Origin of the sequence: Sediminibacterium soli (assembly GCF_009939225.1) — a bacterium.
In the GTDB taxonomy this organism is placed as follows: Bacteria; Bacteroidota; Bacteroidia; order Chitinophagales; family Chitinophagaceae; genus Sediminibacterium; species Sediminibacterium soli.
The window spans coordinates 955652-976874 of record NZ_JAACJR010000008.1; the positions used below are offsets into that span (position 1 = coordinate 955652).

General features: G+C 48.8%; 21 protein-coding genes. 12 read left to right on the top strand and 9 right to left on the bottom strand.

What is annotated here, in order from left to right; all coding sequences use genetic code 11:
* The first annotated feature begins 140 nt into the window (after positions 1 to 140).
* From GWC94_RS11315 to GWC94_RS11325, 3 genes are all read left to right on the top strand, one after another.
* Positions 141 to 1748, top strand: a complete 1608-nt coding sequence (locus GWC94_RS11315; RefSeq protein WP_161835130.1) for an amino acid permease — start codon at positions 141 to 143, stop codon at positions 1746 to 1748.
* A gap of 216 nt (positions 1749 to 1964) precedes the next feature.
* On the top strand, positions 1965 to 2687 hold the full coding sequence (locus GWC94_RS11320; protein ID WP_161835131.1) for a YebC/PmpR family DNA-binding transcriptional regulator: 723 nt from the start codon (positions 1965 to 1967) through the stop codon (positions 2685 to 2687).
* A 146-nt stretch (positions 2688 to 2833) separates the two neighbouring features.
* Positions 2834 to 3211, top strand: a complete 378-nt coding sequence (locus GWC94_RS11325; RefSeq protein ID WP_235918561.1) for a thiol-disulfide oxidoreductase DCC family protein — start codon at positions 2834 to 2836, stop codon at positions 3209 to 3211.
* 39 nt (positions 3212 to 3250) lie between these two features.
* Here GWC94_RS11325 and GWC94_RS11330 read toward each other — a convergent pair whose 3' ends face one another.
* The gene (locus GWC94_RS11330; protein ID WP_161835133.1) at positions 3251 to 5641 is read right to left on the bottom strand and encodes an alpha-ketoacid dehydrogenase subunit alpha/beta; all 2391 of its coding nucleotides are present in this window, start codon (positions 5639 to 5641) and stop codon (positions 3251 to 3253) included.
* 193 nt (positions 5642 to 5834) lie between these two features.
* Here GWC94_RS11330 and GWC94_RS11335 point away from each other — a divergent pair, with 193 nt between their 5' ends.
* The gene (locus GWC94_RS11335) at positions 5835 to 6215 is read left to right on the top strand and encodes a DUF1573 domain-containing protein (RefSeq protein WP_161835134.1); all 381 of its coding nucleotides are present in this window, start codon (positions 5835 to 5837) and stop codon (positions 6213 to 6215) included.
* 255 nt (positions 6216 to 6470) lie between these two features.
* Positions 6471 to 7661, top strand: coding sequence for a pyridoxal phosphate-dependent aminotransferase (locus GWC94_RS11340; RefSeq protein WP_161835135.1), 1191 nt, complete (start codon positions 6471 to 6473; stop codon positions 7659 to 7661).
* Positions 7662 to 8043: 382 nt separating this feature from the next.
* On the opposite strand, the gene GWC94_RS11345 is transcribed toward GWC94_RS11340, so the two are convergent.
* Genes GWC94_RS11345 through GWC94_RS11360 form a run of 4 tightly spaced genes read right to left on the bottom strand, consistent with a single transcriptional unit; the run spans position 8044 to position 9886 of the window.
* Entirely contained in the window at positions 8044 to 8448 is a 405-nt protein-coding gene (locus tag GWC94_RS11345; RefSeq protein WP_161835136.1) for a hypothetical protein, read from the bottom strand.
* 23 nt (positions 8449 to 8471) lie between these two features.
* On the bottom strand, positions 8472 to 8990 hold the full coding sequence (locus GWC94_RS11350) for a Spy/CpxP family protein refolding chaperone (RefSeq protein WP_161835137.1): 519 nt from the start codon (positions 8988 to 8990) through the stop codon (positions 8472 to 8474).
* A complete protein-coding gene (locus GWC94_RS11355; RefSeq protein WP_161835138.1) occupies positions 8983 to 9315 on the bottom strand; it encodes a hypothetical protein in 333 nt (110 codons plus the stop codon). The genes GWC94_RS11350 and GWC94_RS11355 overlap by 8 nt, the downstream gene beginning before the upstream one ends.
* A gap of 4 nt (positions 9316 to 9319) precedes the next feature.
* Positions 9320 to 9886, bottom strand: a complete 567-nt coding sequence (locus tag GWC94_RS11360; RefSeq protein WP_202628741.1) for an RNA polymerase sigma factor — start codon at positions 9884 to 9886, stop codon at positions 9320 to 9322.
* 162 nt (positions 9887 to 10048) lie between these two features.
* On the opposite strand from GWC94_RS11360, the gene GWC94_RS11365 reads away from it, so the two are divergent.
* The 5 genes from GWC94_RS11365 to GWC94_RS11385 all read left to right on the top strand — a co-directional run bounded on the left by GWC94_RS11365 (position 10049) and on the right by GWC94_RS11385 (position 15275).
* A complete protein-coding gene (locus tag GWC94_RS11365) occupies positions 10049 to 11437 on the top strand; it encodes a hypothetical protein (protein ID WP_161835139.1) in 1389 nt (462 codons plus the stop codon).
* Between the two features lie 105 nt (positions 11438 to 11542).
* The gene (locus tag GWC94_RS11370; protein ID WP_161835140.1) at positions 11543 to 11980 is read left to right on the top strand and encodes a response regulator; all 438 of its coding nucleotides are present in this window, start codon (positions 11543 to 11545) and stop codon (positions 11978 to 11980) included.
* Positions 11981 to 11991: 11 nt separating this feature from the next.
* Positions 11992 to 12585: a biliverdin-producing heme oxygenase gene (locus GWC94_RS11375; protein WP_161835141.1), complete on the top strand. Its 594-nt coding sequence runs from the start codon at positions 11992 to 11994 to the stop codon at positions 12583 to 12585.
* Positions 12582 to 14840 (top strand): ATP-binding protein, encoded by a 2259-nt coding sequence (locus GWC94_RS11380; RefSeq protein ID WP_161835142.1) that lies wholly within the window; start codon positions 12582 to 12584, stop codon positions 14838 to 14840. The genes GWC94_RS11375 and GWC94_RS11380 overlap by 4 nt, the downstream gene beginning before the upstream one ends.
* A 9-nt stretch (positions 14841 to 14849) precedes the next feature.
* Positions 14850 to 15275 (top strand): hypothetical protein, encoded by a 426-nt coding sequence (locus GWC94_RS11385; protein WP_161835143.1) that lies wholly within the window; start codon positions 14850 to 14852, stop codon positions 15273 to 15275.
* 124 nt (positions 15276 to 15399) lie between these two features.
* Here the strand turns inward: GWC94_RS11385 and GWC94_RS11390 are convergent, their stop codons facing one another.
* Positions 15400 to 16092, bottom strand: coding sequence for a PEGA domain-containing protein (locus GWC94_RS11390; protein ID WP_161835144.1), 693 nt, complete (start codon positions 16090 to 16092; stop codon positions 15400 to 15402).
* Positions 16093 to 16491: 399 nt separating this feature from the next.
* Entirely contained in the window at positions 16492 to 17925 is a 1434-nt protein-coding gene (locus GWC94_RS11395; RefSeq protein ID WP_161835145.1) for an AAA family ATPase, read from the bottom strand.
* On the opposite strand from GWC94_RS11395, the gene GWC94_RS16705 reads away from it, so the two are divergent.
* The gene (locus tag GWC94_RS16705) at positions 17864 to 18187 is read left to right on the top strand and encodes a hypothetical protein (protein ID WP_202628835.1); all 324 of its coding nucleotides are present in this window, start codon (positions 17864 to 17866) and stop codon (positions 18185 to 18187) included. The two genes, GWC94_RS11395 and GWC94_RS16705, sit on opposite strands and share 62 nt — an antisense overlap.
* Positions 18184 to 18351, top strand: a complete 168-nt coding sequence (locus tag GWC94_RS11405; RefSeq protein ID WP_161835147.1) for a hypothetical protein — start codon at positions 18184 to 18186, stop codon at positions 18349 to 18351. The genes GWC94_RS16705 and GWC94_RS11405 overlap by 4 nt, the downstream gene beginning before the upstream one ends.
* A 2-nt stretch (positions 18352 to 18353) precedes the next feature.
* On the opposite strand, the gene GWC94_RS11410 is transcribed toward GWC94_RS11405, so the two are convergent.
* The gene (locus GWC94_RS11410; RefSeq protein WP_161835148.1) at positions 18354 to 19814 is read right to left on the bottom strand and encodes a Fic family protein; all 1461 of its coding nucleotides are present in this window, start codon (positions 19812 to 19814) and stop codon (positions 18354 to 18356) included.
* Between the two features lie 374 nt (positions 19815 to 20188).
* A complete protein-coding gene (locus tag GWC94_RS11415; protein ID WP_161835149.1) occupies positions 20189 to 21223 on the bottom strand; it encodes a carbohydrate kinase family protein in 1035 nt (344 codons plus the stop codon).

The following is a 21223-nucleotide window of genomic DNA, read 5'->3' on the forward strand; positions in this document are numbered from 1 at the left end:
CAATTAGGTGCGCAATATAGTATTTATCGCCAAATGACCGCCTCCTGAGGGGTGTCCGCCGATTTTCAAAAGATTTCAACCGGGATATGAAGAAATCATTATTTTGCCGGAACTTTTATTTTGAAACCCAATCAATTATTATGAGTTTATCCCGAAAGAAGTCCCTGACAGCGTTGCTGGCAACAGCCGCTGATTCCGAGAAAGGAATGAAAAGGACTTTAGGGGCTACCAACCTGATAGCCCTTGGTATTGGCGCCATTATCGGCGCCGGTTTGTTTGTACGAACCGCTGCCGCCTCAGCAGAAGCCGCCGGCCCCGCCGTTACGCTTTCTTTTATCGTGGCCGCCATCGGTTGTGCATTCGCCGGACTGTGCTATGCCGAGTTCGCCTCCATGATACCCATCGCGGGTAGCGCTTACGCCTATTCTTATGTTACCATGGGCGAACTGATTGCCTGGATCATTGGCTGGGCCCTGATTATGGAATATGCACTGGGTGCCGCTACGGTTTCCATTGCCTGGAGCGAATACCTGAATAAATTACTGGGCGGGGCCGTGCCGTATGAATGGTGCCACTCCCCCTTTGAAAAACTATACACCGTAACCGGAGATGCGCTGGCGCAGTTCCCGGCCGATATTGCCGCCGCTGCCAAGGCCGGTGTGCTGCAGCTGTCTGACGACCAGTATAAAGGTCTTGCCGAAGGACTGAAAAACCTGGTGACCATACAATCTGGTATCCTTAATGCGCCCGCACTGGTGATACTGCTGCTGCTGACGCTGCTGCTGATCAGGGGCACACAGGAGTCCGCTATGGTGAATGCCATTATCGTATTCATTAAAGTGGCGATCGTGATATTGTTTATTGCACTGGGCTGGCATTATATCAAACCGGAAAACCATACACCTTATATCATCCCCGAAGGAACACCCGGTCACGAAGGGTTCTTCAAACACGGATGGGGCGGTGTACTCGGCGGTGCGGCGATCGTGTTCTTTGCTTTCATCGGTTTTGATGCGGTAAGCACCGCTGCGCAGGAAGCAAAAAATCCCAAACGCGATATGCCGATCGGTATCCTTGGTTCGCTGGCGGTTTGTACCGTTTTATACATTCTCTTCGGACATGTACTTACCGGTGTTGCCAACTATACCGAATTCAAAACGGCAGGTAAAGAAGCTTCTGTTGCATACGCGATCTCAACCTATATGACAGAGTACAAATGGCTGGCAACCGCGGTTACCGTGGCCATCCTCGCCGGTTTCTCCTCTGTGATCCTGGTGATGCTGATGGGCCAGAGCCGTATATTCTATACCATGAGTAACGACGGGCTTATTCCCAAAGCATTCGGCGAGCTGCATCCCAAATACAAAACGCCTTACAAGGCCAATATGATCCTGTTTGTTTTTGTGGGATTGTTTGCGGCATTTGTACCGGGCAGTGTGGCGGGCGATCTTACCTCGTTCGGAACCCTGTTCGCATTCGTGCTGGTGAGCATCGGCGTATGGATACTGCGCAAGAAATCACCTGGCATCGAACGTCCATTCAAAACACCGCTGGTGCCGATCGTACCTATTCTGGGTGCCGTGATCTGTACCGGTATGATCGTGGCGCTGGATAAACAAACCCTGACCGTTGCCTTTATATGGATGGCAATCGGCCTGGTCGTGTATTTCCTGTACAGCCGCAAAACCAGCAAGCTGAACAAACCGGGAGACATACTCCCCAACGCATCCGATTTCGAGAAACATTGATCGAAACCATACCAATCAAAAAGGCCGTATCGAGTGATACGGCTTTTTTTTGGCTACCCCATGCCCCGATCCTCCCTAACACCACCAACTCACGGCGTCTCACGATAACTCACGATAACCCAAGTCCCCCCACGACAACCCATTCCTCCCAATTCCCATCTATCATTTTTACCACACTAAGTTTTGACCTATTTTTGCCCCTGCTAAAAACCGACTATGGGAAGGATATTTGAAGTACGTAAAGCCACCATGTTTGCCCGCTGGGACAGGATGGCCAAACAGTTTACGCGTATCGGCAAGGAGATCATTATCGCCGTAAAAGCCGGCGGACCCGATCCTGCCACCAATCCCGGGCTCCGCAGGTGTTTTCAGAATGCCAAAAGCGTGGGTATGCCCAAAGACCGCGTGGAAGCGGCCATCAAACGCGCGCAGGGAAAAGACACTTCCAATTTCGACGAAATACTGTACGAGGGTTATGCGCCCCATGGCGTTGCACTGCTCGTGGAAACCGCAACAGATAATCATGTACGAACCGTAGCCAACGTTAAAAGCCATTTCAACAAAGGCAACGGTGCGTTGGGCAACAGCGGCAGCGTCAGCTTCCAGTTCAGGAAAATGGGCGTTTTTAAACTGAAACCCGAGGGACTGGATACCGACGAACTGGAGCTGGAACTGATCGATCATGGCCTGGACGAAATGGGTGAAAGCACCGACGAAAACGGTAATCCCGTCCTGGTGCTGCGCTGCGCCTTCGTTGATTTCGGCAGACTGCAGAAAGCGCTTGAAGACAAAAACATGACCCCTATCAGCTCCGAGCTGGAATGGATCCCCACCACCACCGTTCCTGTAACAGATGAACAGGCAGAAGACGTAAGTAAGCTGATCGAAAAACTGGAACAGGATGAAGACGTGAACAAGGTGTTCCACAACATGGCTTAGGAAAGTAAAAAGTCAAAAAAAGAAAGCTGCAGGCCTGCAAGTACGGGTTAGGATTTACGAAGTACGAAAGAAAAAAAATGTCCGTACTTCGTAAATCCTAACCCGTACCTTTTGACTTTTAACTTTTGCATTCTCCCCCCACTATATTGTTTGACGGCGTCTGCAACCTTTGCAGCCGTTCGGTGCAATTCGTGATAAAACACGATCCGCAACATCATTTCAGGTTTGCTTCGTTCCAGGGGGTCTATGGCCAACAGGTATTGGAAAAATACCGGCCCCGAGCCGGCAACAACTCGTTTCTTTTGCTCGAAGGAGAACATCTTTACACCAGGTCAACGGCTGCGCTGCGGGTATTGAGAAAGCTGAACGGGTTGTGGCCGGTGTTATATGTATGCATCCTTATCCCGCCATTTCTCCGGGATGCTGTCTATGATCTGGTTGCAGCGAAACGATACCGGTGGTTTGGCAGGAAAACAAGCTGCTGGGTTCCGGCAAGGGAATTGCGTGAACTGTTTCTTGATTAATGCAAATGGATGTTCTGCCCTTTGGGCGAAACCCCGGCGCTATTCCGCAACGATCTCCCTGATCTTCCAGACGATGTCTTCCGCATTGGGTTTGCCGAAATAATCGCCATCGCTTCCATAGCCCGGGCGATGCGCCTGTGCAGTGATGGTTTGCGGGGCTGCGTCCAGCCACTGGTAAGCTTTCTGCTCTTCCAGCACCTTATTCAGCATATAGGCCGCCGCAGCACCGGGAACATCTTCGTCCACAAAAACGATACGGCTGGTCTTTTTAAGCGAGTCGAGTATCTTATGATGGATATCGAATGGCAGCAGCGTTTGCACATCCAGTATCTCGCAGCTGATATTCATTTTAGCCAGCCGCTCCGCTGCATCCTCTATAATGCGCAGGGTGGAGCCGTACGATACCACGGTAATATCCGTACCCTCACGAACCACTTCGGGTATACCCAGGGGCACGGTGTATTCGAGCAGGTTGGCAGGTAATTTCTCTTTCAGCCGGTAACCGTTCAGGCATTCCACCACAATGGCGGGATCGTTGCCTTTTAACAGTGTATTGTACATGCCCGCGGCCTGCACCATATTTCTGGGAACGCAGATATGCATTCCGCGCAGGGCATGCAGCATCATACCCATGGGAGAACCGCTGTGCCAGATGCCTTCCAGCCTATGACCGCGGGTGCGTATGATCAGCGGGTAACTTTGCTGCCCCTTGGTACGGAAATGAACGGTAGCCACATCATCGCTCAGCGGCTGCAGACCGTACAGCAGGTAATCCAGGTACTGTATTTCCGCTATAGGCCGCAAACCGCGGAATGCCATGCCCACCGCCTGTCCTACAATGGTAAGCTCACGGATGCCCGTATCCGATATCCTGTCTGCGCCGTGTTTTTCCTGCAAACCGGCAAAACCCTGGTTCACATCGCCGATATGTCCTACGTCTTCTCCAAACGCATACACATACGGGTTGCTGGCGAACAATGCATCAAAATATTTATTCAGCACCTCGTAACCGTTCAATACCGGTGCGTCGGCCGGTACCAGCGGTTTTACCTCGGGTACCAGCAACGGGCTCTTGGGGCCTTCGTTGTAAAGATGGCTGTTGTACAGCCTGCGGTTTTCGGCCAGCAACTGTTCGTAACATGTTTTCAGTTCGCCGAAAGAAGGCGAACCGGGCGCGGCTTCCATGGCAAGGGAAAGCGTACGCAGCGAATCGCGGCGCAGGGGTTCCCGGTTTGTTTCGAGGTCTTTTGCCAGCTTCTGGAGATGATTGTATACCTCCATATCGTTAATGACCACTTCTTTCACCAGTTTGCTTACCTCGGCCGCCTGCCGCCTGATAGGCGCCTGGAATTTATCCCATGCCTGGTTGCGGCTGTCGCGGACAAATTTTTTGGCTCCCGCTTCCACTTCGCTCAGTTCTTCCGCGGTACCCAGCCCGTTTGCGATCATCCACTCCTTCATCTTGCGCAGGCAATCCCATTCCTTTTCCCATTCCAGGCGTTCGGCTGTTTTATATCGCTCATGGCTGCCACTGGTAGAATGCCCCTGCGGCTGCGTTACCTCTTCTACGTGGAAAATGGCGGGTACATGTGTTTGCCTTACCTGCTGCAGCGCTTCTTCAAACACTTCGCACATGCCTGCATAATCCCAGGCTTTTACTTTATAGATGCGGATACCGTTTGTATGTTCTTCCTTTTCCATACCACGCAATGCTTCCGAGATGGAGCCTTTGGTGGTCTGGTATTTTTTAGGAACCGAGATGCCGTATCCGTCATCCCACACAAATACGGCAAGCGGCACCTGCAAAACACCGGCGGCATTGATGGTTTCCCAGAAATGTCCTTCCGAAGTGCTGGCATCGCCGATGGTGCAGAAACAGATCTCGTTACCGTTGCGGCTTAAAGATTCAAACTCCCCGGAATTACGGGTATTGCGGAAACATTTTGAGGCGAATGCCAGTCCCAGCGACCTGGGCATCTGGGCCGCCGTTGGTGCCATATCCGATGCAACATTCTTGCGGTTGGCAAGATCCAGCCAGTTACCTGCTTCATCAACGATCGGCGTGGCAAAATGTGCATCCATCTGCCTTCCCGCACTGAACGGATCGTTGTTCAGATCCGGATCGGCGTAGAGCTGCGCAAAGAACTGTTCAACCGTTGCCAGACCCGATGCAAACATGAAAGTCTGGTCACGGTAATAACCGCTCCGCGTATCGCCGGGCTGGAAAAATTTGGCCATGGCTATCTGCGCCACTTCCTTGCCATCGCCGAAAATGCCGAACTTACCTTTACCGGTAAGCACCTCCCTTCTACCCAGCAGGCTCACTTCCCGGCTAATCGCGGCAACCCGGTAGTCTTCGAGTATGGCATTGCGAAAACCCTCGAAAGACAACATCTCCTCCTGGAATTCAATTGAAGCGGTAGGTTCCATGGGGCAAAAATAGCATTACCGGGTGAATGTACTAACGGAAATTAGTTTTACCGCGAAAAAGCTTTTTAGGTTCTTAAAGCGGTCTTAATCCCGGCTAAATTTTAGCTAAAATAAGGGCTGTCAACACCAGTTTCGAAACGACTCCTTATTTTTGGTTGTCCGATATCGATTATTACTTTATCAAAAACCGATCATGAAAAAACTATTTGTCGTAGCCGCACTGTTCCTGGGCGTAAACCTGTTTGCACAGAACGCTTCGGATATCGTTTTCAAGGAAACAAAACACGATTTTGGGAAGATCAAACACCGTGTACCCGCTACCTATACATTTGCCTACACCAACAATGCATCCAAACCTGCGATCATTGAAGTGGCTACCGCAGAATGCGGCTGTACCAAACCCGAATACAGCGTAGCGCCGCTGGCCAAGGGCAAAACCGGCACCATCAAAGTGACTTATAACGCGGAGAATTTTGGCATGTTCAACAAAAAAGTGACCGTTAAATTCGCCAATGTTGCCGAGCCGGTGACACTGACCATTAACGGGGATGTACTGACGCCGAAAACAAAATAAACAAACCCCGGACCGGTCTTGCAACGACCGTTCGGATGGCATAAAAAAGAAGACCCTGTCGCAACGGATAGGGTCTTTTTTTATTCGTTGTTTTGGGGAAGAACAACGGTTTTTTTTCGAAGACATGGTGTAAGCAGACCGCTGCAAAATTTTGTTCGTATCTGGCAGGCGGTTCGTTCAACCAACACCCTCCGCAATGGCTCAGGCAAATGGATTTTGTTTTGCCTGGGTCTGTTACAAAACTATCTTTGCGGCATGTTACAGATCAGCCAGCGTGGACAGGCCATGCCTGCTTCGCCGATAAGAAAACTGGTTCCTTATGCAGAGGCAGCAAAGAATAAAGGGATCAGGGTATACCACCTCAACATCGGGCAACCCGATATAGAAACACCCAAACTGATACTGGATGCCGTCCGGCACAGCGATTTCAGGGTACTGGAATACAGCCATAGCGCCGGCAACGAAAGCTACCGCAACAAACTGGTGAGTTATTACAGAAGCGCAGGCATTGATGTAACCTCTTCCGAGATCATTGTTACTACCGGCGGAAGCGAAGCGATACAGTTCGCATTCATGACCTGTCTTGATGCGGGCGACGAAGTGATCATTCCCGAACCGTTCTATGCCAACTACAATGGTTTTGCCGTTGCCGCCGGTGTAAACGTGGTGCCGGTGACCTCTCATATCGAAAACGGATTTGCACTGCCGCCGGTGGCGGAGATAGAAAAAAAGATCACGCCGCGCACCAGGGCAATTGTCATCTGCAATCCCAATAACCCAACCGGTTATCTCTACAGCAGGGAAGAAATGGATGAACTCAAAGCGATCATCCTGAAACACGATCTGTATCTGTTTTCAGACGAAGCCTATCGCGAGTTCTGCTATGAAGGCCACCAGATAAGCGCGATGCACCTCAAAGGCGCCGAAGAACATGTGGTCATGATGGATACCATCAGCAAACGTTACAGCGCCTGCGGCGGAAGGATCGGTGCACTGGTAACCAAAAACAAAGCGGTGCTGGAAGCCGTGATGAAATTTGCACAGGCAAGGTTGAGTCCCCCGAGTTTTGCGCAGATCGCCGGAGAAGCCGCGATAGACCTGCCCGCGGATTATTTTGATACAACAAAAGCCGAATACAAATCGCGCCGCGACCTGATCGTAAAAAGACTGAATGCGATGGAAGGCGTTTTCTGTCCCAATCCGGGCGGCGCCTTTTATGCGATGGCACAGCTGCCCATTGATGATGCAGACGTTTTTTGCCAATGGCTGCTCGAGAATTTCTCCCATAAAGGACAAACCGTTATGCTGGCCCCCGCCACCGGTTTTTACGGAACAGCCGGACTGGGCAAAAAAGAAGTCAGGCTGGCTTACGTATTAAATTTAAATGATATAAATTCTTCCATGGACTGCCTGGAACAGGCTTTAGTGGAGTACAAATCGAAATAACAATTTAATAATCAATTGTTTGATTATTTTAAACATCATTTAAAGCTATCAAATATTAATTAATTGTAATGTTTTTATTTTTTATAAATATTGCTCATTTCTTATAAGTTTTTATAAAAATCAAAAAATTAATAATTAAAATACTATGTGAATTGATTTCCTCCTTATCTTTACACCGTAATTGACCGCAAGGTACCCCGGGTGAAGCATCTAAGTGGAAATGAGGGGGTTAAGAAAATACTAATTATCTCTTTTTTCTTATATGGCAAGCAATCGAAGACGTCCCCTGTTTCTACAGGGGACTTTTTTATCTGCCTATTGAAGCAATAGGGTTATTGTCAAACAAAAGCCGTTATCAAAAAATACCGGCTTTTGTTTTTGTTTAGGAACGGGGCAGCGGTCTTTGGCCGGGCCCGGGCGGGCGTATCTTTTTTTCCAGCTCCAGGTATTGCAGGTATTGTGCATGGCTCAATGCCGCTTTTACCCGCGCATCCCGTGTTTTGACCAGTTTGTCAAATGCCGCTTTATCCGCCGGCGGTGGTGGCGGAGGCGGTGGTAATGGCCGGCCCTCTTTCTTACGCAGTACTTCCATACCGTCGAAAAAAACAGCATAGGCAGCCACCAGTTTTTTCTTTTGCGCATCGGTCAGCTGCAGTTCCCTTCCGAATCGCTCCGAAACATGCTGCAGCCGTTCTTTCTTTGTTGGTCCGGGAGGCCGCCCGTTTGGCGGTTGCGCCTGCAGCGTTGCTGCCAGCAGCACGCATACCAGGCCTGACACTGCTTTCATAACATATACATTTACCTCGTGAATTACTGGGGTGGCGGCATCATGCCCCTGTCGCCGGGCGGCGGCCCACCCGGAGCTGCACCTGCCGGTCCGGCATTCATATGCAATACCTCGTGGATGATGGCATCGAACCGGCGTTTTTGCTCTTCGTTGCACAGCGCCCGCACTTTTTGAAAATGCCGGAATGTAAAGATATCCATCTGCTGTCCCGCCGCCGCCGCACCCGCTGCGGCTTCCGCTAAAGCACTATCTGAAATGACCGAGTCTTTTAACAGATCAAAAAAAGCATCTTTTGCGGCACGGTTCTGTTCGCGCAGGTCTCTTACCTGCTGGCGGTGTTCCCGGATCAGTGTTTTCAGTTGCTCCTGCTGCGCTGAATCCAGCGCCAGTTCCTTTACCAGAAAATCGGCCGTGCCTCCTTTTGGTGCTGCCGGTGGTCCGTGCTTCTTGAATACAAAGAACGCCGTCAGCGTGGCAATGTTCAGCGCCACCAGCAAAATAAAGGCGATGGTAAGCAATCGTATTCTACGGGTCTCATTCATGCGTTTTTGTTTTAGCGGTATAGACCGTACCGGTCAATGCATATTCGTCTGCAAAATATTGCATACCCGAGCCGGCAGGTTCCGGTTCGGACTTATCCTGAAATTTTGTGAAGGCAAACAGGTTCACCAGCAGCAGTAAAGCCAGCACCGCAAATGAAAAAGCCGGTTTAACCAACCAGGAAACGCGGGTCATCCCGCTTTTGGCCATACCCGCCATTACCCGGGTATACAGAAATGCCGGCGCTTCGGCCCTCTGTATGCCGTCCACACTTCGCAGCACTTTGTCTGGAAAGTCTTTTTCAAGGGGCTGATGGTTGTTTTGCATACGCTCAGGTGTTACGGTAATAATTGGCCAGTTGTTTCCGAAGGTTGTCTTTTGCCCGGTGCACCAGAGCCTCCACCGCTTTCAGGCTTGTCTGCAGTACGGCCGCGGTTTCCTCATAACTCAGTCCCTCGGTCTTGATCAGCACAAAAGCCGCTCGCTGCATATCGGGCAGGCGTTTCATCGCCCTGAACAACACAGCCGCTTTCTCTTTATTGTCCAGTTGCACACCCGGATGATGAAAATAAGGCGGATTATCCTGTTTTTCATCCAGTCCCACCCAGGAACGCACGGCGGCCAGGCGTTTCCTTGTTTTTCTTTTCCGCTCCGCATCGATCGCCCGGGTTACGGCGATGCGGTACAGCCAGGTAGACAATTTCGAATCGCCCCGGAAAGCCTGCACCGAGCGGTATACCTGTATAAACACTTCCTGCGCTATATCCGCCGCTTCGCCGGTGTCCTGCACAATGGAGAGCACGGTATTGAATACCATATCCTGCCAGGTATGCACCAGGGTCTTAAAAGCCTGGTCATCTCCTTTTTGCAGCGCCGCGATAAACTCCTGTTCGTTCAAAATACCGGATTAGCAGTTAGACGTTACAACCTACAAAAACCTTCGGCAAATGCGGTAAAAAATACCCGTTTCTTACGGTATTTGTGGTGATATGCGTTAAACCTATGTAAAAGCGCACAACAACAGGCAACAAACGGTATTTTAGCTTTCTCTACCAGAACCATGAGAAAACCTGTTTTTTACCTACCCGCACTGTTGTTTCTGTTTTCCGGCACCACCCTGCTGAGCCAGGGGTACCAGGCCCTGCACGGTTCCGGCTATACCGGCAGTACGGCGGTGTTTAACAACCCGGCATCGCTGGTGCATTCGGTTTATAAATGGGAGCTGACGCTGCTTTCGGCACAGGTTAAAACAAGCACCAACGCTTTTTACCTGCAAAACACCAACGGCAGCAGGTCGCTGGTGATCGGCGACGGGTACCGGAGCCGGTTTGCACATGGCAATGCCGATATAAGTCTTTTCAATTTCATGTACAAGACCGGCAATAACCAGGCTTTTGCCGTTAATTTCCGCTTACGCAATTATGCGCATGCCAGAACACTCCCCTTTAACTATATCGATTCAACGGCAACCAGTTTCAATAATTTTCTGATCGCCAACCGTACCACGCCCTTTATCGAGGGATTTGCCACCACGGCCGGCTGGGCCGAAGCCGATCTGAGTTATTCCAGGGTATTGAGCCAAACAACCAATTCGCGGTTAAGCGGCGGTATTACGCTGCAGATCATGAAAAACATTTCGGGAGGTTTTGCCAAGCTCAACAAACTCAGTTTCCTCGAACTCAAGAACGGGACAGACACCGCCTATGCATTCACCAACGGAAGCGGTTCATTCGCTTATGCGGAAAGCCTGGCGGCAGACGGTGTAAAGGACGCTCTGAAAAAATCTCCGCTGTCGCTGGGACTGAGTCTTGGACTGGAATACCTGGTATACGATGAGGACAACACCGAAAAAGACAACCTTTCCTATGACTGGAAGATAGGGGTCAGTTTACTGGATCTGGGCGCGCACCGGTACAAGGCCAGCCCCAACTCACGCCAGTTCTCCGGTCCGAAACAAACCATTACCGACGCGGACGCAGACCGCAAATTTTCCGGCGTAACGGATGCGCAGGGATTTGCAGATACGGTATCGAGCCTGTTTAACGATGCATCTGCCATCAACAATTCTTTTTCCGTAAGCCAGCCCACCCGGCTTGTACTGAATGTAGACAGGAACCTGGGTAATCATTTTTACCTCAACGGAGAACTGAGTCTGAATTTTTATGCCACTTCCAGCTACCAGAAACTGCGTACCCGCGAGCTCAACCTGCTGACCATAACACCCCGGTGGGAAACCATGGGTTTTGGCGCCTACCTGCCGGTGCAGTATAATACACAGGGACAATTATGGATTGGCGCGGCAATGAAACTGGGCCCGCTTACCCTGGGTTTGCATAACCTGGGACTGCTGCTAAAAAAACAAACCAGTGTAAGCGGCGGCGGCTACCTGCTGTTATCGGTGCATCCTTTCAGCAGGCAGCACCAGGAAAGAAATTTCGATTGTCTTTAGCCGGCAGTTGTATTTTCCGTAAATGATTTCCCCACTCTTTTGAGGCACAAGATTTGTATCCTTACAGGATTTAAAGCCTATGGAAAAACGCTAGTATATTTGGGCATGACCAATTCCTACACGATTTTCTATGCGGATGACGACCGGGATGATCGCGAAATATTCCAGAGCGTGATCAGCGAAATCAACGAAAAACACGATTTGCATATACAGCGCAACGGACAGGAATTACTGAATGCCCTGAAAAACCCGCCACCCCATGCCCAAATGATCTTCCTCGATCTGAATATGCCGGTCAAAAACGGTTATGAAGTACTGGTTGAGATCAGGGCCAATGCGGAGATGAACGGGGTTCCCATCATTATATTTTCAACTTCCGATAACCATGAGTCGGTATCCCGGTCAAAAAAACTGGGCGCCAACCTCTATATCACCAAACCGGATTCTTATGAGAGAATGAAAAAAATGCTGAGTGAGGTGCTTTCCATCGACTGGAGGAACCACCCGCCCGGCGAAGAAGATTTTGTGTATATCGCTAACTAATTTCCCGTCCCATGCATACTACGATGAGCTCCGCTGGTGTGGTGTTTCTGGCCGATCTGAGAGAGAAAACGGGGCCGATGCACAAACAACTGGAAAGCAATCCCCTTTCCGCGGCTTTAATGCAACCCGGTGTAACGCATGCACAGTATGCGCATTACCTCTCTTTTTTCTACCCCGTTATTGCGTATTGCGAGCAAACGGTTTTTCCGCTGGTACAGGAATTTGTCAATACCGGCGACCGGCGGAAACTTCACTGGTTGAAACAGGACCTTGCCTCCCTGCAGGCATCGCCCGTTGAAAAACCCTTTCATCCACAGACGGACGGGCTGAACATGGCGGGAGCCATGGGCGTTATGTATGTGATGGAAGGCGCCACGCTGGGAGGAAAAGTGATACTGAAACACCTGGGCGATAAACTGGGTATTGACGAGCACCATTCGGCCCGTTTCCTGTTTGGCTACGGAAACGATACCGGACGGCAATGGACGATTTTTTTAGAAGCATTCACCGCATATGTAACGGAACACCGCGTTGAGAAGGCGGCGATCGCGGCTGCTCAATCCATGTTCGCTTCCATAGACCGCTATTTTCAAGGTAACCGATGATGAAGATCAGGGATATTGTTAACCGGGATATTGTTAATCTGACAAATTGCGAACATGAGCCGATTCATATTCCTGGCAGCATACAGCCCCATGGTTTCCTGATCGCCGTCAATGAAAAAGGCATGATCGACTACTGCAGCAGCAATGTTCTGGAACATACCGGTATCAGCCACGAACAGTTGCTCGGCAGATCGCTTGCGGCAATTTTCGGCAACGGCAGCCTGATGGTTCAACAGTTCGACATGCCCGCAATGACACCCGCCACGCCGTTCGCGGTGAGTTTCGAGGGGATCGGTTTCAGTTGCTTTACCCATAAGAACGGGCAGGATTTTATCGCGGAGTTCGAACCCGCAGAATCCCATCCGCTGGAACTGGGCGAACTGTACAACCTGAACCTGCAATCCATCAATGCACTGCAGACAGCCGATACATTGAAAAAACTATGTCATAATATTGCCGGGCAGGTACGGAAACTGACAGGATACGATCGCGTAATGATCTACCGGTTTGACGAACAATACAACGGCGAAGTATTTGCCGAGAGCTGCGAAGAAAACCTGGAACCATTTCTGGGTCTGCATTATCCCCATACAGATATTCCCGCGCAGGCAAGACAGTTGTATATCCGCAACCTGCTGCGCGTGATTGTTGACGTGGCGTACACACCGGTGCCCATTTATACGATAAACGACACACCCGGCAAAAACCTGGACCTCAGTATGACAGCGCTGCGCAGCGTATCGCCGATTCATATCGAATACCTGCAGAATATGGGCGTGAGGGCAACCCTCACCATTTCGCTGCTGCACGAAGGAAAGTTATGGGGTCTGGTTGCCTGCCATCACTACCAGTCTGAAAAATACCTTTCGGCCTATACCCGTGTATCGGCACAGTTGCTGGGGCACCTGCTCACCTCGCAGATCAAAGTGCGGGAAGTGGCGGAAGAATACGAGCTCGCCCGGAAAGTGACTGCCGCACTCGAAAAAATATTGAATACAGCCCATGCGCACGACAGGAATTCTTTTGCCGCCATCGTAGAACAGCCCGAAATAGTACAGCTGTGCCAGGCAACCGGCGTTGCCATTGTTTTTGGGAAACAGGTATATGCGGCGGGTAAAACACCTACCGGCGCCAGCATACGGGACATGGCCAGACAGGTAAAACCACTCAGCGTACAGGGTGCTTACCATACCAACCGGCTGATCAGCGACTATGCTGCAGCAAAGAACATATGCGATACCGCATCAGGACTGATCTGTCATTTTATGGAGGGATCGGAGGAAGACTGCATCATGTGGTTCCGGACCGAAACACTCGAGGAAGTGCATTGGGCAGGCGATCCCGAAAAAGCGATCGTTAAAAATGAAAAGGGTTTATCGCCGCGTAATTCTTTTGAACGCTGGCGCGAGATCATCAAGTGCAGCAGCAATCCCTGGGCAAGACCCGAGCTTACCGCCGCCGCTACCTATGCCAATACGCTGCAGAAACATGTACACCTGCTTTTTCTGAGTGAGGAAGAATTCAAATACCGCCAGCTGAGCGAACGGCTGCGCGAAGCCAATGTGGAACTGGAGAACATCAACTGGATCAGCACACATGATCTCAAAGAGCCGCTGCGGAAGATACAGGTATTCTCTTCGCGTATACTTTCCAGGGAAAAAGAAGAACTCTCGGAACTGGTTGTTAACTCGCTTGAGCGGATGAACGAGTCTGCCAACCGTATGCAGAAACTTATTACCGATATCACCTCTTATTCCAGGTTACGGCATAACCGCGATCTTCACCTCGATGTTGACCTGAACGAGGTGCTGAACGATATCAGGGACGACCTGCAGAACGAACTTGCCGAGGTCGAAGGAACGATTGATGCAGACCCGCTACCCATGATCAAAGGCATCCGGTTATTGCTGACACAGCTTTTTCTGAACCTGGTCCGCAACTCCATCAAGTTCCGTAAAAAAGAAATCGCACCGGTGATAGAGATAGGTTACCAGTCGGGCCAATTGTATACACAAGACGAAACGCAAACAAAATTTCATAAAATAACCGTTACCGACAACGGCATCGGTTTTGACAACCAGCACAAGGAAAATGTTTTTAAAGTATTCACCCGTTTACATAACCAGGATGATTACGCCGGCTCGGGCATAGGGCTGGCATTGTGCAAACAGGTGGTGCATATTCACGGGGGATATATTGATGTTGACGGAAGACCCGGTGAAGGTGCCAGCTTTAGTTTGTATTTTCCGATGTGATTTGATAGTATGTTATTTCAACTCTACCTGCTGACGGACACCAATGGGTTATCGCAATATGCTTATGCTGGCATCAGCAGCCACACTACGCGCATACTGCAGATAGCAGAGGATCATATCAAATTGCTTGACCGTACAGATGCCGATTTTATCGAGTCGGAATACACGCCCACTTCGCGGTATATCGATTTTGACCTGGCCGGTTTTGACGGGTATGTAACCGATTATATTCATATTGCTGAATACAGCATACTGATTTTCTTCAACGAGTACCGGCATATGGTGCTCAATTACCTTTCGCCCAATAACGAGAGCCGCAAGGACTACGATATTTTTGATGGCTACCCGGAACCGAAAGCCAGAAAGCTGGTTGATATGCTTTATCCGATGGCCCTTCGTATCAGGGAACAAACCTATGCTGCTGAACAGGAATAGCTAAAAAAGCCGAAAGCCCAATCAAGGGCCTCCGGTTACGGCACGCATGCTCATAAAACCACCCCTCCTGCAACCCGTATATACCAGCGTTACAAAAGAGGTGGCCGCATGCAACCACAGTTACTTAGTTTTTCAGGCGGGTAACCAGTTCATCAAGGAAACCATCGTACTTTTTCAGTATCCTGTTATAGGGTCTGAACTGCTCGTCTGCATTGTACGAAGTGGATGACCGGCCCGAAGCTTCGGAAACGAATTTCACTTTGTAAACAAGCGGTTTTTCAGAAGACTGTTTAATGATCAGACGGATACGAACGGTATTGGCTTTAAAGTTCATACCCACCCAGGACGTACGCAGGTAACCCGATTTCTCATCGCTGTTTTCCAGTACATCGAATTTATCGAGTACGGTGCTCATGATCTGCTTCCAGGCTTCTTCTTTGGTTTTGGCCGTGTTCACATTCACCTGCACTTCGGTATTTGCGATGTTCGATTCGATGGAAGAAGTGTACGACTCATCCTCCTGCAACTGTATATAGTCGGTGGACGGCGGATCGGTCATTCCTTTTTTGTTGCAGTAGGTACGGATTTCTCCGATATACCCCTCCTGTTTTACTTCGATGGTGGTACAGGTGTTCTTGGAAATTTTGATCTCCACTTTTCCTGTTCCCATCTGTACGCCGTTAACATAAATACGCGCAGTTTGCGGTGAACTGGTGATGGTAACTCTTTCGGCTGCAGCAGCGCTGTTGCTGAATAAACAGGCGGCAACCAGGCAAAGACCCATACAAAGGGTCAGCAGTCTGTTGGTTTGTTTCATGGTGGTGATGGTTTTATTGGCGGTTTGTAAATACGTACACGAAAACAGCGGCAAATTATCTGCGCATTCCGCACAGACCAATACCTATTTATAAGTATTCGGCTAAAAACTGCCGGCAGCGTACCAACGCAACATGACCTCTCTCGAAAAACGGATCCGCTTCCGCATGGTGACTGTCAGTCCTGACTGCCAAATCTGATAAAACCCGATCATCCGGTTCCGGGGCAATTGATTATCGTTGTTGCTGGCGAGTGATGATGTATGGATGATCCTTGCAGAGATATTGGACTACCGATGAAAATAACCTGATTTCATCGCATTGTCATAAAGATAATCGCTGTTTCCGATAAATCCTATACCCCTGCGGCGGCTTTCTGGAATAAGACCAACCCGGCCCTGTCAGGCAAACAGGTCTTGCATGGTCAGTTCGCTCTGTATAAGTTTATTGTAGTACGGGTTGCGCTTTACACCATAGGTGGTGACCATGGTGAGAAAAATGGCTTTCTTTGTCTTGCTTACTTCTGCGAATACCTCACGCCTGCGTGCCAGGTCGTCCGCATAGCGACTGGTAATCGTGTATTCTTCCGTTGAAAATTTTATCTCGCAGACAGAGATCGTATGATCGTCCCGGTCAAGCAGGAGATCGATCTGCGCACCCGTTTTTCCTTTGTCTGAAGCATGCCGCCAGACAGAGGGTTTTACCAGGGTGTCTGCAATACCCAAACCGGCCATGATCTGGTCAAGATGTTTTAGGCAGACAGATTCAAAAGCATACCCGCTCCAGCTGGCCCATGAAGGTGTTTTGCTCAACCGCAGCCAGCTGCCTTTTCCGGTGGCCGCTTTCCTATCCAGGTATTTCAGATAAAAGAGCGAATATTCGTCGGATAACCTGTATACAACATCGTTTGCAGTTTTTCCGAAAGGAATAAAACGCTGAATAAAACCGGATTCCTCAAGTTCAATGATCGCCTCGGTAATACGGCCGCCCGAACTAAGCCCGGCCCCTTCAATGATCTCCGTCCGCGTCTGTCCCCGGCTTATTTTCGCCAGCTGGCGTACGATGGCAATATGATTTGCCGATTCATCGAATAAGGACGAATAAAGACTGCTGAACTCATCTGTGAGATAGCCATGTTTGGTAAAACAGGTGCGATCGATGGCCATGGTGGCGCTTTCTCCGCGCACTATATTAGACAGGTACTGCGGTATACCCCCCATTACCATATACAGCTGAAGCAGCTGGTACCTGTCCAGCTTAACCGATCTGCTCCGCAGGTACTGCTCTGTTTCCAGTAAAGTAAAAGGTGCCAGGTTCATTCGCACTGTAACGCGGTTATGCAGGCCCCCTTTTGTTTTTACAATATTGCGGATCATCCAGGAAGCCGCCGATCCGCAAATAACAACCGTTATATTGGCGTGTTTTGAAGCCCAGGTATTCCAGAAATGATCAAACGATTTTAAGAAATTAGAACGCGGAGAATTGATCCAGGGAAATTCGTCAAAAAACAGAACGACCCTGCGTTTTTTCACGATAGGCCCCAGGATTCTCTCAAGCAGGCCGAATGCAGCCGGCCAGTTGGCCGGCGTTGCCAGGTCTACCGGAACTTTCATGGCTTTGGCCAAGGAGCGACTGAAATTCTCCAGCTGTTCCTGCATCATTCCGTTGTGCAAACCGGTATATTCAAACACGAGTTGTTTTTGATAAACAGATCGCACCAAAAACGTTTTTCCCACCCTTCGCCTTCCATAGATCGCAATCAATTCCGCCCGATTGGATACAAGGGCGCTTTCCATGATTTTCCTTTCCGCAGATCTGCCAACAAATTTTTCCATACTATTCTGGCCGGTTATAAAAATTTATACATGGCCAAAATTAGGAAAATTAATTCATATTTTGGCCTATTATAAGTTTTTATACGTGGCCAAAATTGACAATATTCAGCAATATTCCGGCTGGTTTTCATTTCAGCGCCTGGTGAAACCGCCTGCCAGGCAGCAGCGGGGAGCAGACTTGAACTGCCGTCCGCCTCAGGCGGATATGAACCCGATGCGCACCTGTCCAAAAAAAAGCCCACTGGAATTCGATGGGCTTTGATGATCACCTTCGCCAGGGCTTCGGTGATCGAGTATGAGCGTTTAGCAGAACTGGAAGATGACTTTCCAATAGAATTTCAGGCGATTATGCGGACAAAGAAGCGTCTGATTGACGAAATGATCCAGGCAGATTGTATCACAAAAAAAGTCGGGAAAAAAGAATAAACCTACCCTTCATCGGTTACCAGCATTACATTGAAATCAAATACATCCACGCTTCCTGACAATTCCATCTTGCAGCGAATAGGATAGTCCAGTTTCTGTATACCGGCCGTGCGCATCTGGTCGGGTAATACAATATTGGGGGTTACGATAAATACTGGCTGAAAATAGCTCGGGTTATTAAACGACGATAATACATAGGTTTGGCGATACACCATTCCGGCGCTGGTCGTTGCATGTAGAACAATATAAAGGCCGTTTCTCATTAATTTCCGGCCCCATTCATCGGGATGTTTCCAATCAAATAATGTTGTAAGGACTATTTTTTTGATTCTCACAAACGAACCAAGCTGAGGTAAAACAAATTCTTTTTCCCGTTCCTTGTTGGAAAACACAATTGCCATATCTCGCTTTATCCTGTCAGTTGCGGCGATACTGTAGGTGGTTCCTCTCCCTGCTCCGTGTACCACCAGGTTGCGGGAATTTACCATTTCACTCAATACCCGTTTAACCGTTGGCAAGGGTATCTGCAGCTTTTCTGCTATTTCTCCACTCCTGATGCCGGGGTTATTTTCTACTACATTATAGATATGTTGTTCACGCACACCGACAGATTCACGATTTTTCTTCTCATCCAGCTTTTGCATCAACTGGACTTGAATATTACGAAGACAGTCGAGAAAAAAATACACCCACTCTGTTACGTTCTCACCTGGGCGGTTCCGCTGCGCCTCCATAAGCCGCTGGTAATACTCTTTTTTCCTGTTTTCGATCTCATGCTCGAAGCTGACATATTCTATCCAAACATACCCGCTCTTCATCAGTAATAGCGTAGTCAGCAGCCGGCTTAATCGGCCGTTACCATCCTGAAAAGGGTGTATGCTTAAGAATTCATAGACCAAGATCGCAGTTTTAATAAGAGCATGCGTTATATGATCGCCGTTGTACCACTGCAAAGCTGCTGCTACCGCATCCCGGGTTGCCCATCCCGGTGCACTTGTTTCAAACACAGGGATCTTGGTTTCATCCGGCATTGTTTTTTCAACCCGGTTCGGTGATGTTTTATAATTACCCTTGTGATAACCATCCTTACTGCTGAATTGCAATAGAGTGTTGTGAAGATGTTTGATACTACTTTCTGCAATAGGAATATCCCTGTAAGATTCTGTAATTAGATTCAGTGTTTCATAGTATCCGGCGACTTCCTGCTGGTCTCGTTCAGTGAGTTTAGCGATATCAAGATTGCCAATGAGAGTCTCCACCTCTTTGTCTGTTAAAACCGATCCTTCAATACGTGTTGACGCACCTACACTGCGAACCGTGGCAATGGATTTCAATTCCTTTAACGTCTGTTGTTCTCTCCTTTCTATAGCCTGCCACTTCGCGTCGAACCTATCCAACTGGCTCAATTCCTGAGTCAATTGCATCCAGTTAGCTGGCTTAAAAACTAATGTGTGTATATTCATTTCGGTTAAAATAATACGATCTGATACGTAAATATACGATTATTTTTAAAATAAATGATACGATCTGATACGTAAATATACGGAAAGCTATGTTGAAGCCAGACAGCTGAACCACCGTTCCGATGATCACCTTCGTCAAGACTTCGGTGATCAGGGTAGCGAGTATGAGCGTTTATTAGAACTGGAAGATGATTTTCTCATTGAACTTCAGACAATTGTGCGAACTAAAAAGCATTTGATTGATGAAATGATCAAAGCAGATTGTATCACAAATACGAAGGGTGAATGATGGGTCTTTCTTTCTAGAGCACCGGCCAAGAACTAAAAAGTATACTAATTTGATACGATTTGATACGCAAATATTCGAATCACGGCTATTTATATAGGCTGGAAAAAAGAACCCCGGAAGAAATGTCTATTAGTGGCTTTGTTTTTAAAGACAGGTTATGTGTGCTTTTTTCTGTAATCAATTGATCAACCACTTTTTGAAGATCCCTTGCAGTGTAGTGATACATCAAACCCCGGGCTCCGTCGTATAAACAATTTAATGCGCCCAGTGCCTGTCCATAGCGAAGACCGCTTTCAATTCGGGTAACACCTGTACGTAAAAACTCACTATGTCCTTTAAGGCAAAGCTGTTGGATGATCCCAGATGAACACCAGTCTCCTGCGCCGGCAGCATCTTTTACTTCTGCTAGTACAAAAGCCTTTAGCAGTTTCCATTTATCGGGGTTAGACGAGTTAGCACTGCGGAAATTCAAGCCATTTTTACCCTGGGTTTCAATTTCCAGCAAACATTCGATAGATGGATATCGCTCCCTATAATCTGGAATACGATCATGGGAATATTTAATAATATCCGCAACAGCTTTAAATTTTTCGAAAAGCTGCACGTCCTTCGCTGAAGAGGGTTCAAAGAAAATAATTGTACCGCGGGCCTTTAAATAAGTAGCCAACTCAAAAGTACCTGGGTTCATCCTGTCAAAATAGAACACTTCCGGAATCAGGTGCTTTTCCATCACTTCGCTGGCCACGTCTTTTGTGATGGGCTTGAACTGCGGAAGCCAGGATTTAGTTTCGGGATCGCGAAATTCAAAGCGATGAACAGGGTTGCCGTTTTTGTCCTTTAATATCCTGTGAATGATTATGGGGGTACTGCCTTTATCGGATACCGAAAGGTGATCTTTATGTACGTGCCAACGATCCAGATCATGGATTAGTTCCGTACTCGCCTGGTTTGCGGCGAGCCTGGCTACGGGATAGCTATCCCACCCTAGGAAACCAAGTATACTCATCACATTTCCGCAGGAACCGCCAGCCGAAAGCTTCGGAAGCGTTAGTGGGCTTCCGTTCAGGATTACATCAAGGGCCACCAATCCGGCCCCAAAACAGGTGGGTTTTTTCTTCAC

What these genes read in the sequence shown, in the direction of transcription:
- GWC94_RS11315 (WP_161835130.1), top strand. Translation starts at nt 141, where the DNA reads ATGAGTTTATCCCGAAAGAAGTCCCTGACAGCGTTGCTGGCAACAGCC.
- GWC94_RS11410 (WP_161835148.1), bottom strand. Translation starts at nt 19,814, where the DNA reads ATGAATATACACACATTAGTTTTTAAGCCAGCTAACTGGATGCAATTG.
- GWC94_RS11370 (WP_161835140.1), top strand. Translation starts at nt 11,543, where the DNA reads ATGACCAATTCCTACACGATTTTCTATGCGGATGACGACCGGGATGAT.
- GWC94_RS11340 (WP_161835135.1), top strand. Translation starts at nt 6,471, where the DNA reads ATGTTACAGATCAGCCAGCGTGGACAGGCCATGCCTGCTTCGCCGATA.
- GWC94_RS11385 (WP_161835143.1), top strand. Translation starts at nt 14,850, where the DNA reads ATGTTATTTCAACTCTACCTGCTGACGGACACCAATGGGTTATCGCAA.
- GWC94_RS11320 (WP_161835131.1), top strand. Translation starts at nt 1,965, where the DNA reads ATGGGAAGGATATTTGAAGTACGTAAAGCCACCATGTTTGCCCGCTGG.
- GWC94_RS11345 (WP_161835136.1), bottom strand. Translation starts at nt 8,448, where the DNA reads ATGAAAGCAGTGTCAGGCCTGGTATGCGTGCTGCTGGCAGCAACGCTG.
- GWC94_RS11330 (WP_161835133.1), bottom strand. Translation starts at nt 5,641, where the DNA reads ATGGAACCTACCGCTTCAATTGAATTCCAGGAGGAGATGTTGTCTTTC.
- GWC94_RS11395 (WP_161835145.1), bottom strand. Translation starts at nt 17,925, where the DNA reads ATGGAAAAATTTGTTGGCAGATCTGCGGAAAGGAAAATCATGGAAAGC.
- GWC94_RS11355 (WP_161835138.1), bottom strand. Translation starts at nt 9,315, where the DNA reads ATGCAAAACAACCATCAGCCCCTTGAAAAAGACTTTCCAGACAAAGTG.
- GWC94_RS11380 (WP_161835142.1), top strand. Translation starts at nt 12,582, where the DNA reads ATGATGAAGATCAGGGATATTGTTAACCGGGATATTGTTAATCTGACA.
- GWC94_RS11335 (WP_161835134.1), top strand. Translation starts at nt 5,835, where the DNA reads ATGAAAAAACTATTTGTCGTAGCCGCACTGTTCCTGGGCGTAAACCTG.
- GWC94_RS11365 (WP_161835139.1), top strand. Translation starts at nt 10,049, where the DNA reads ATGAGAAAACCTGTTTTTTACCTACCCGCACTGTTGTTTCTGTTTTCC.
- GWC94_RS11390 (WP_161835144.1), bottom strand. Translation starts at nt 16,092, where the DNA reads ATGAAACAAACCAACAGACTGCTGACCCTTTGTATGGGTCTTTGCCTG.
- GWC94_RS11350 (WP_161835137.1), bottom strand. Translation starts at nt 8,990, where the DNA reads ATGAATGAGACCCGTAGAATACGATTGCTTACCATCGCCTTTATTTTG.
- GWC94_RS11375 (WP_161835141.1), top strand. Translation starts at nt 11,992, where the DNA reads ATGCATACTACGATGAGCTCCGCTGGTGTGGTGTTTCTGGCCGATCTG.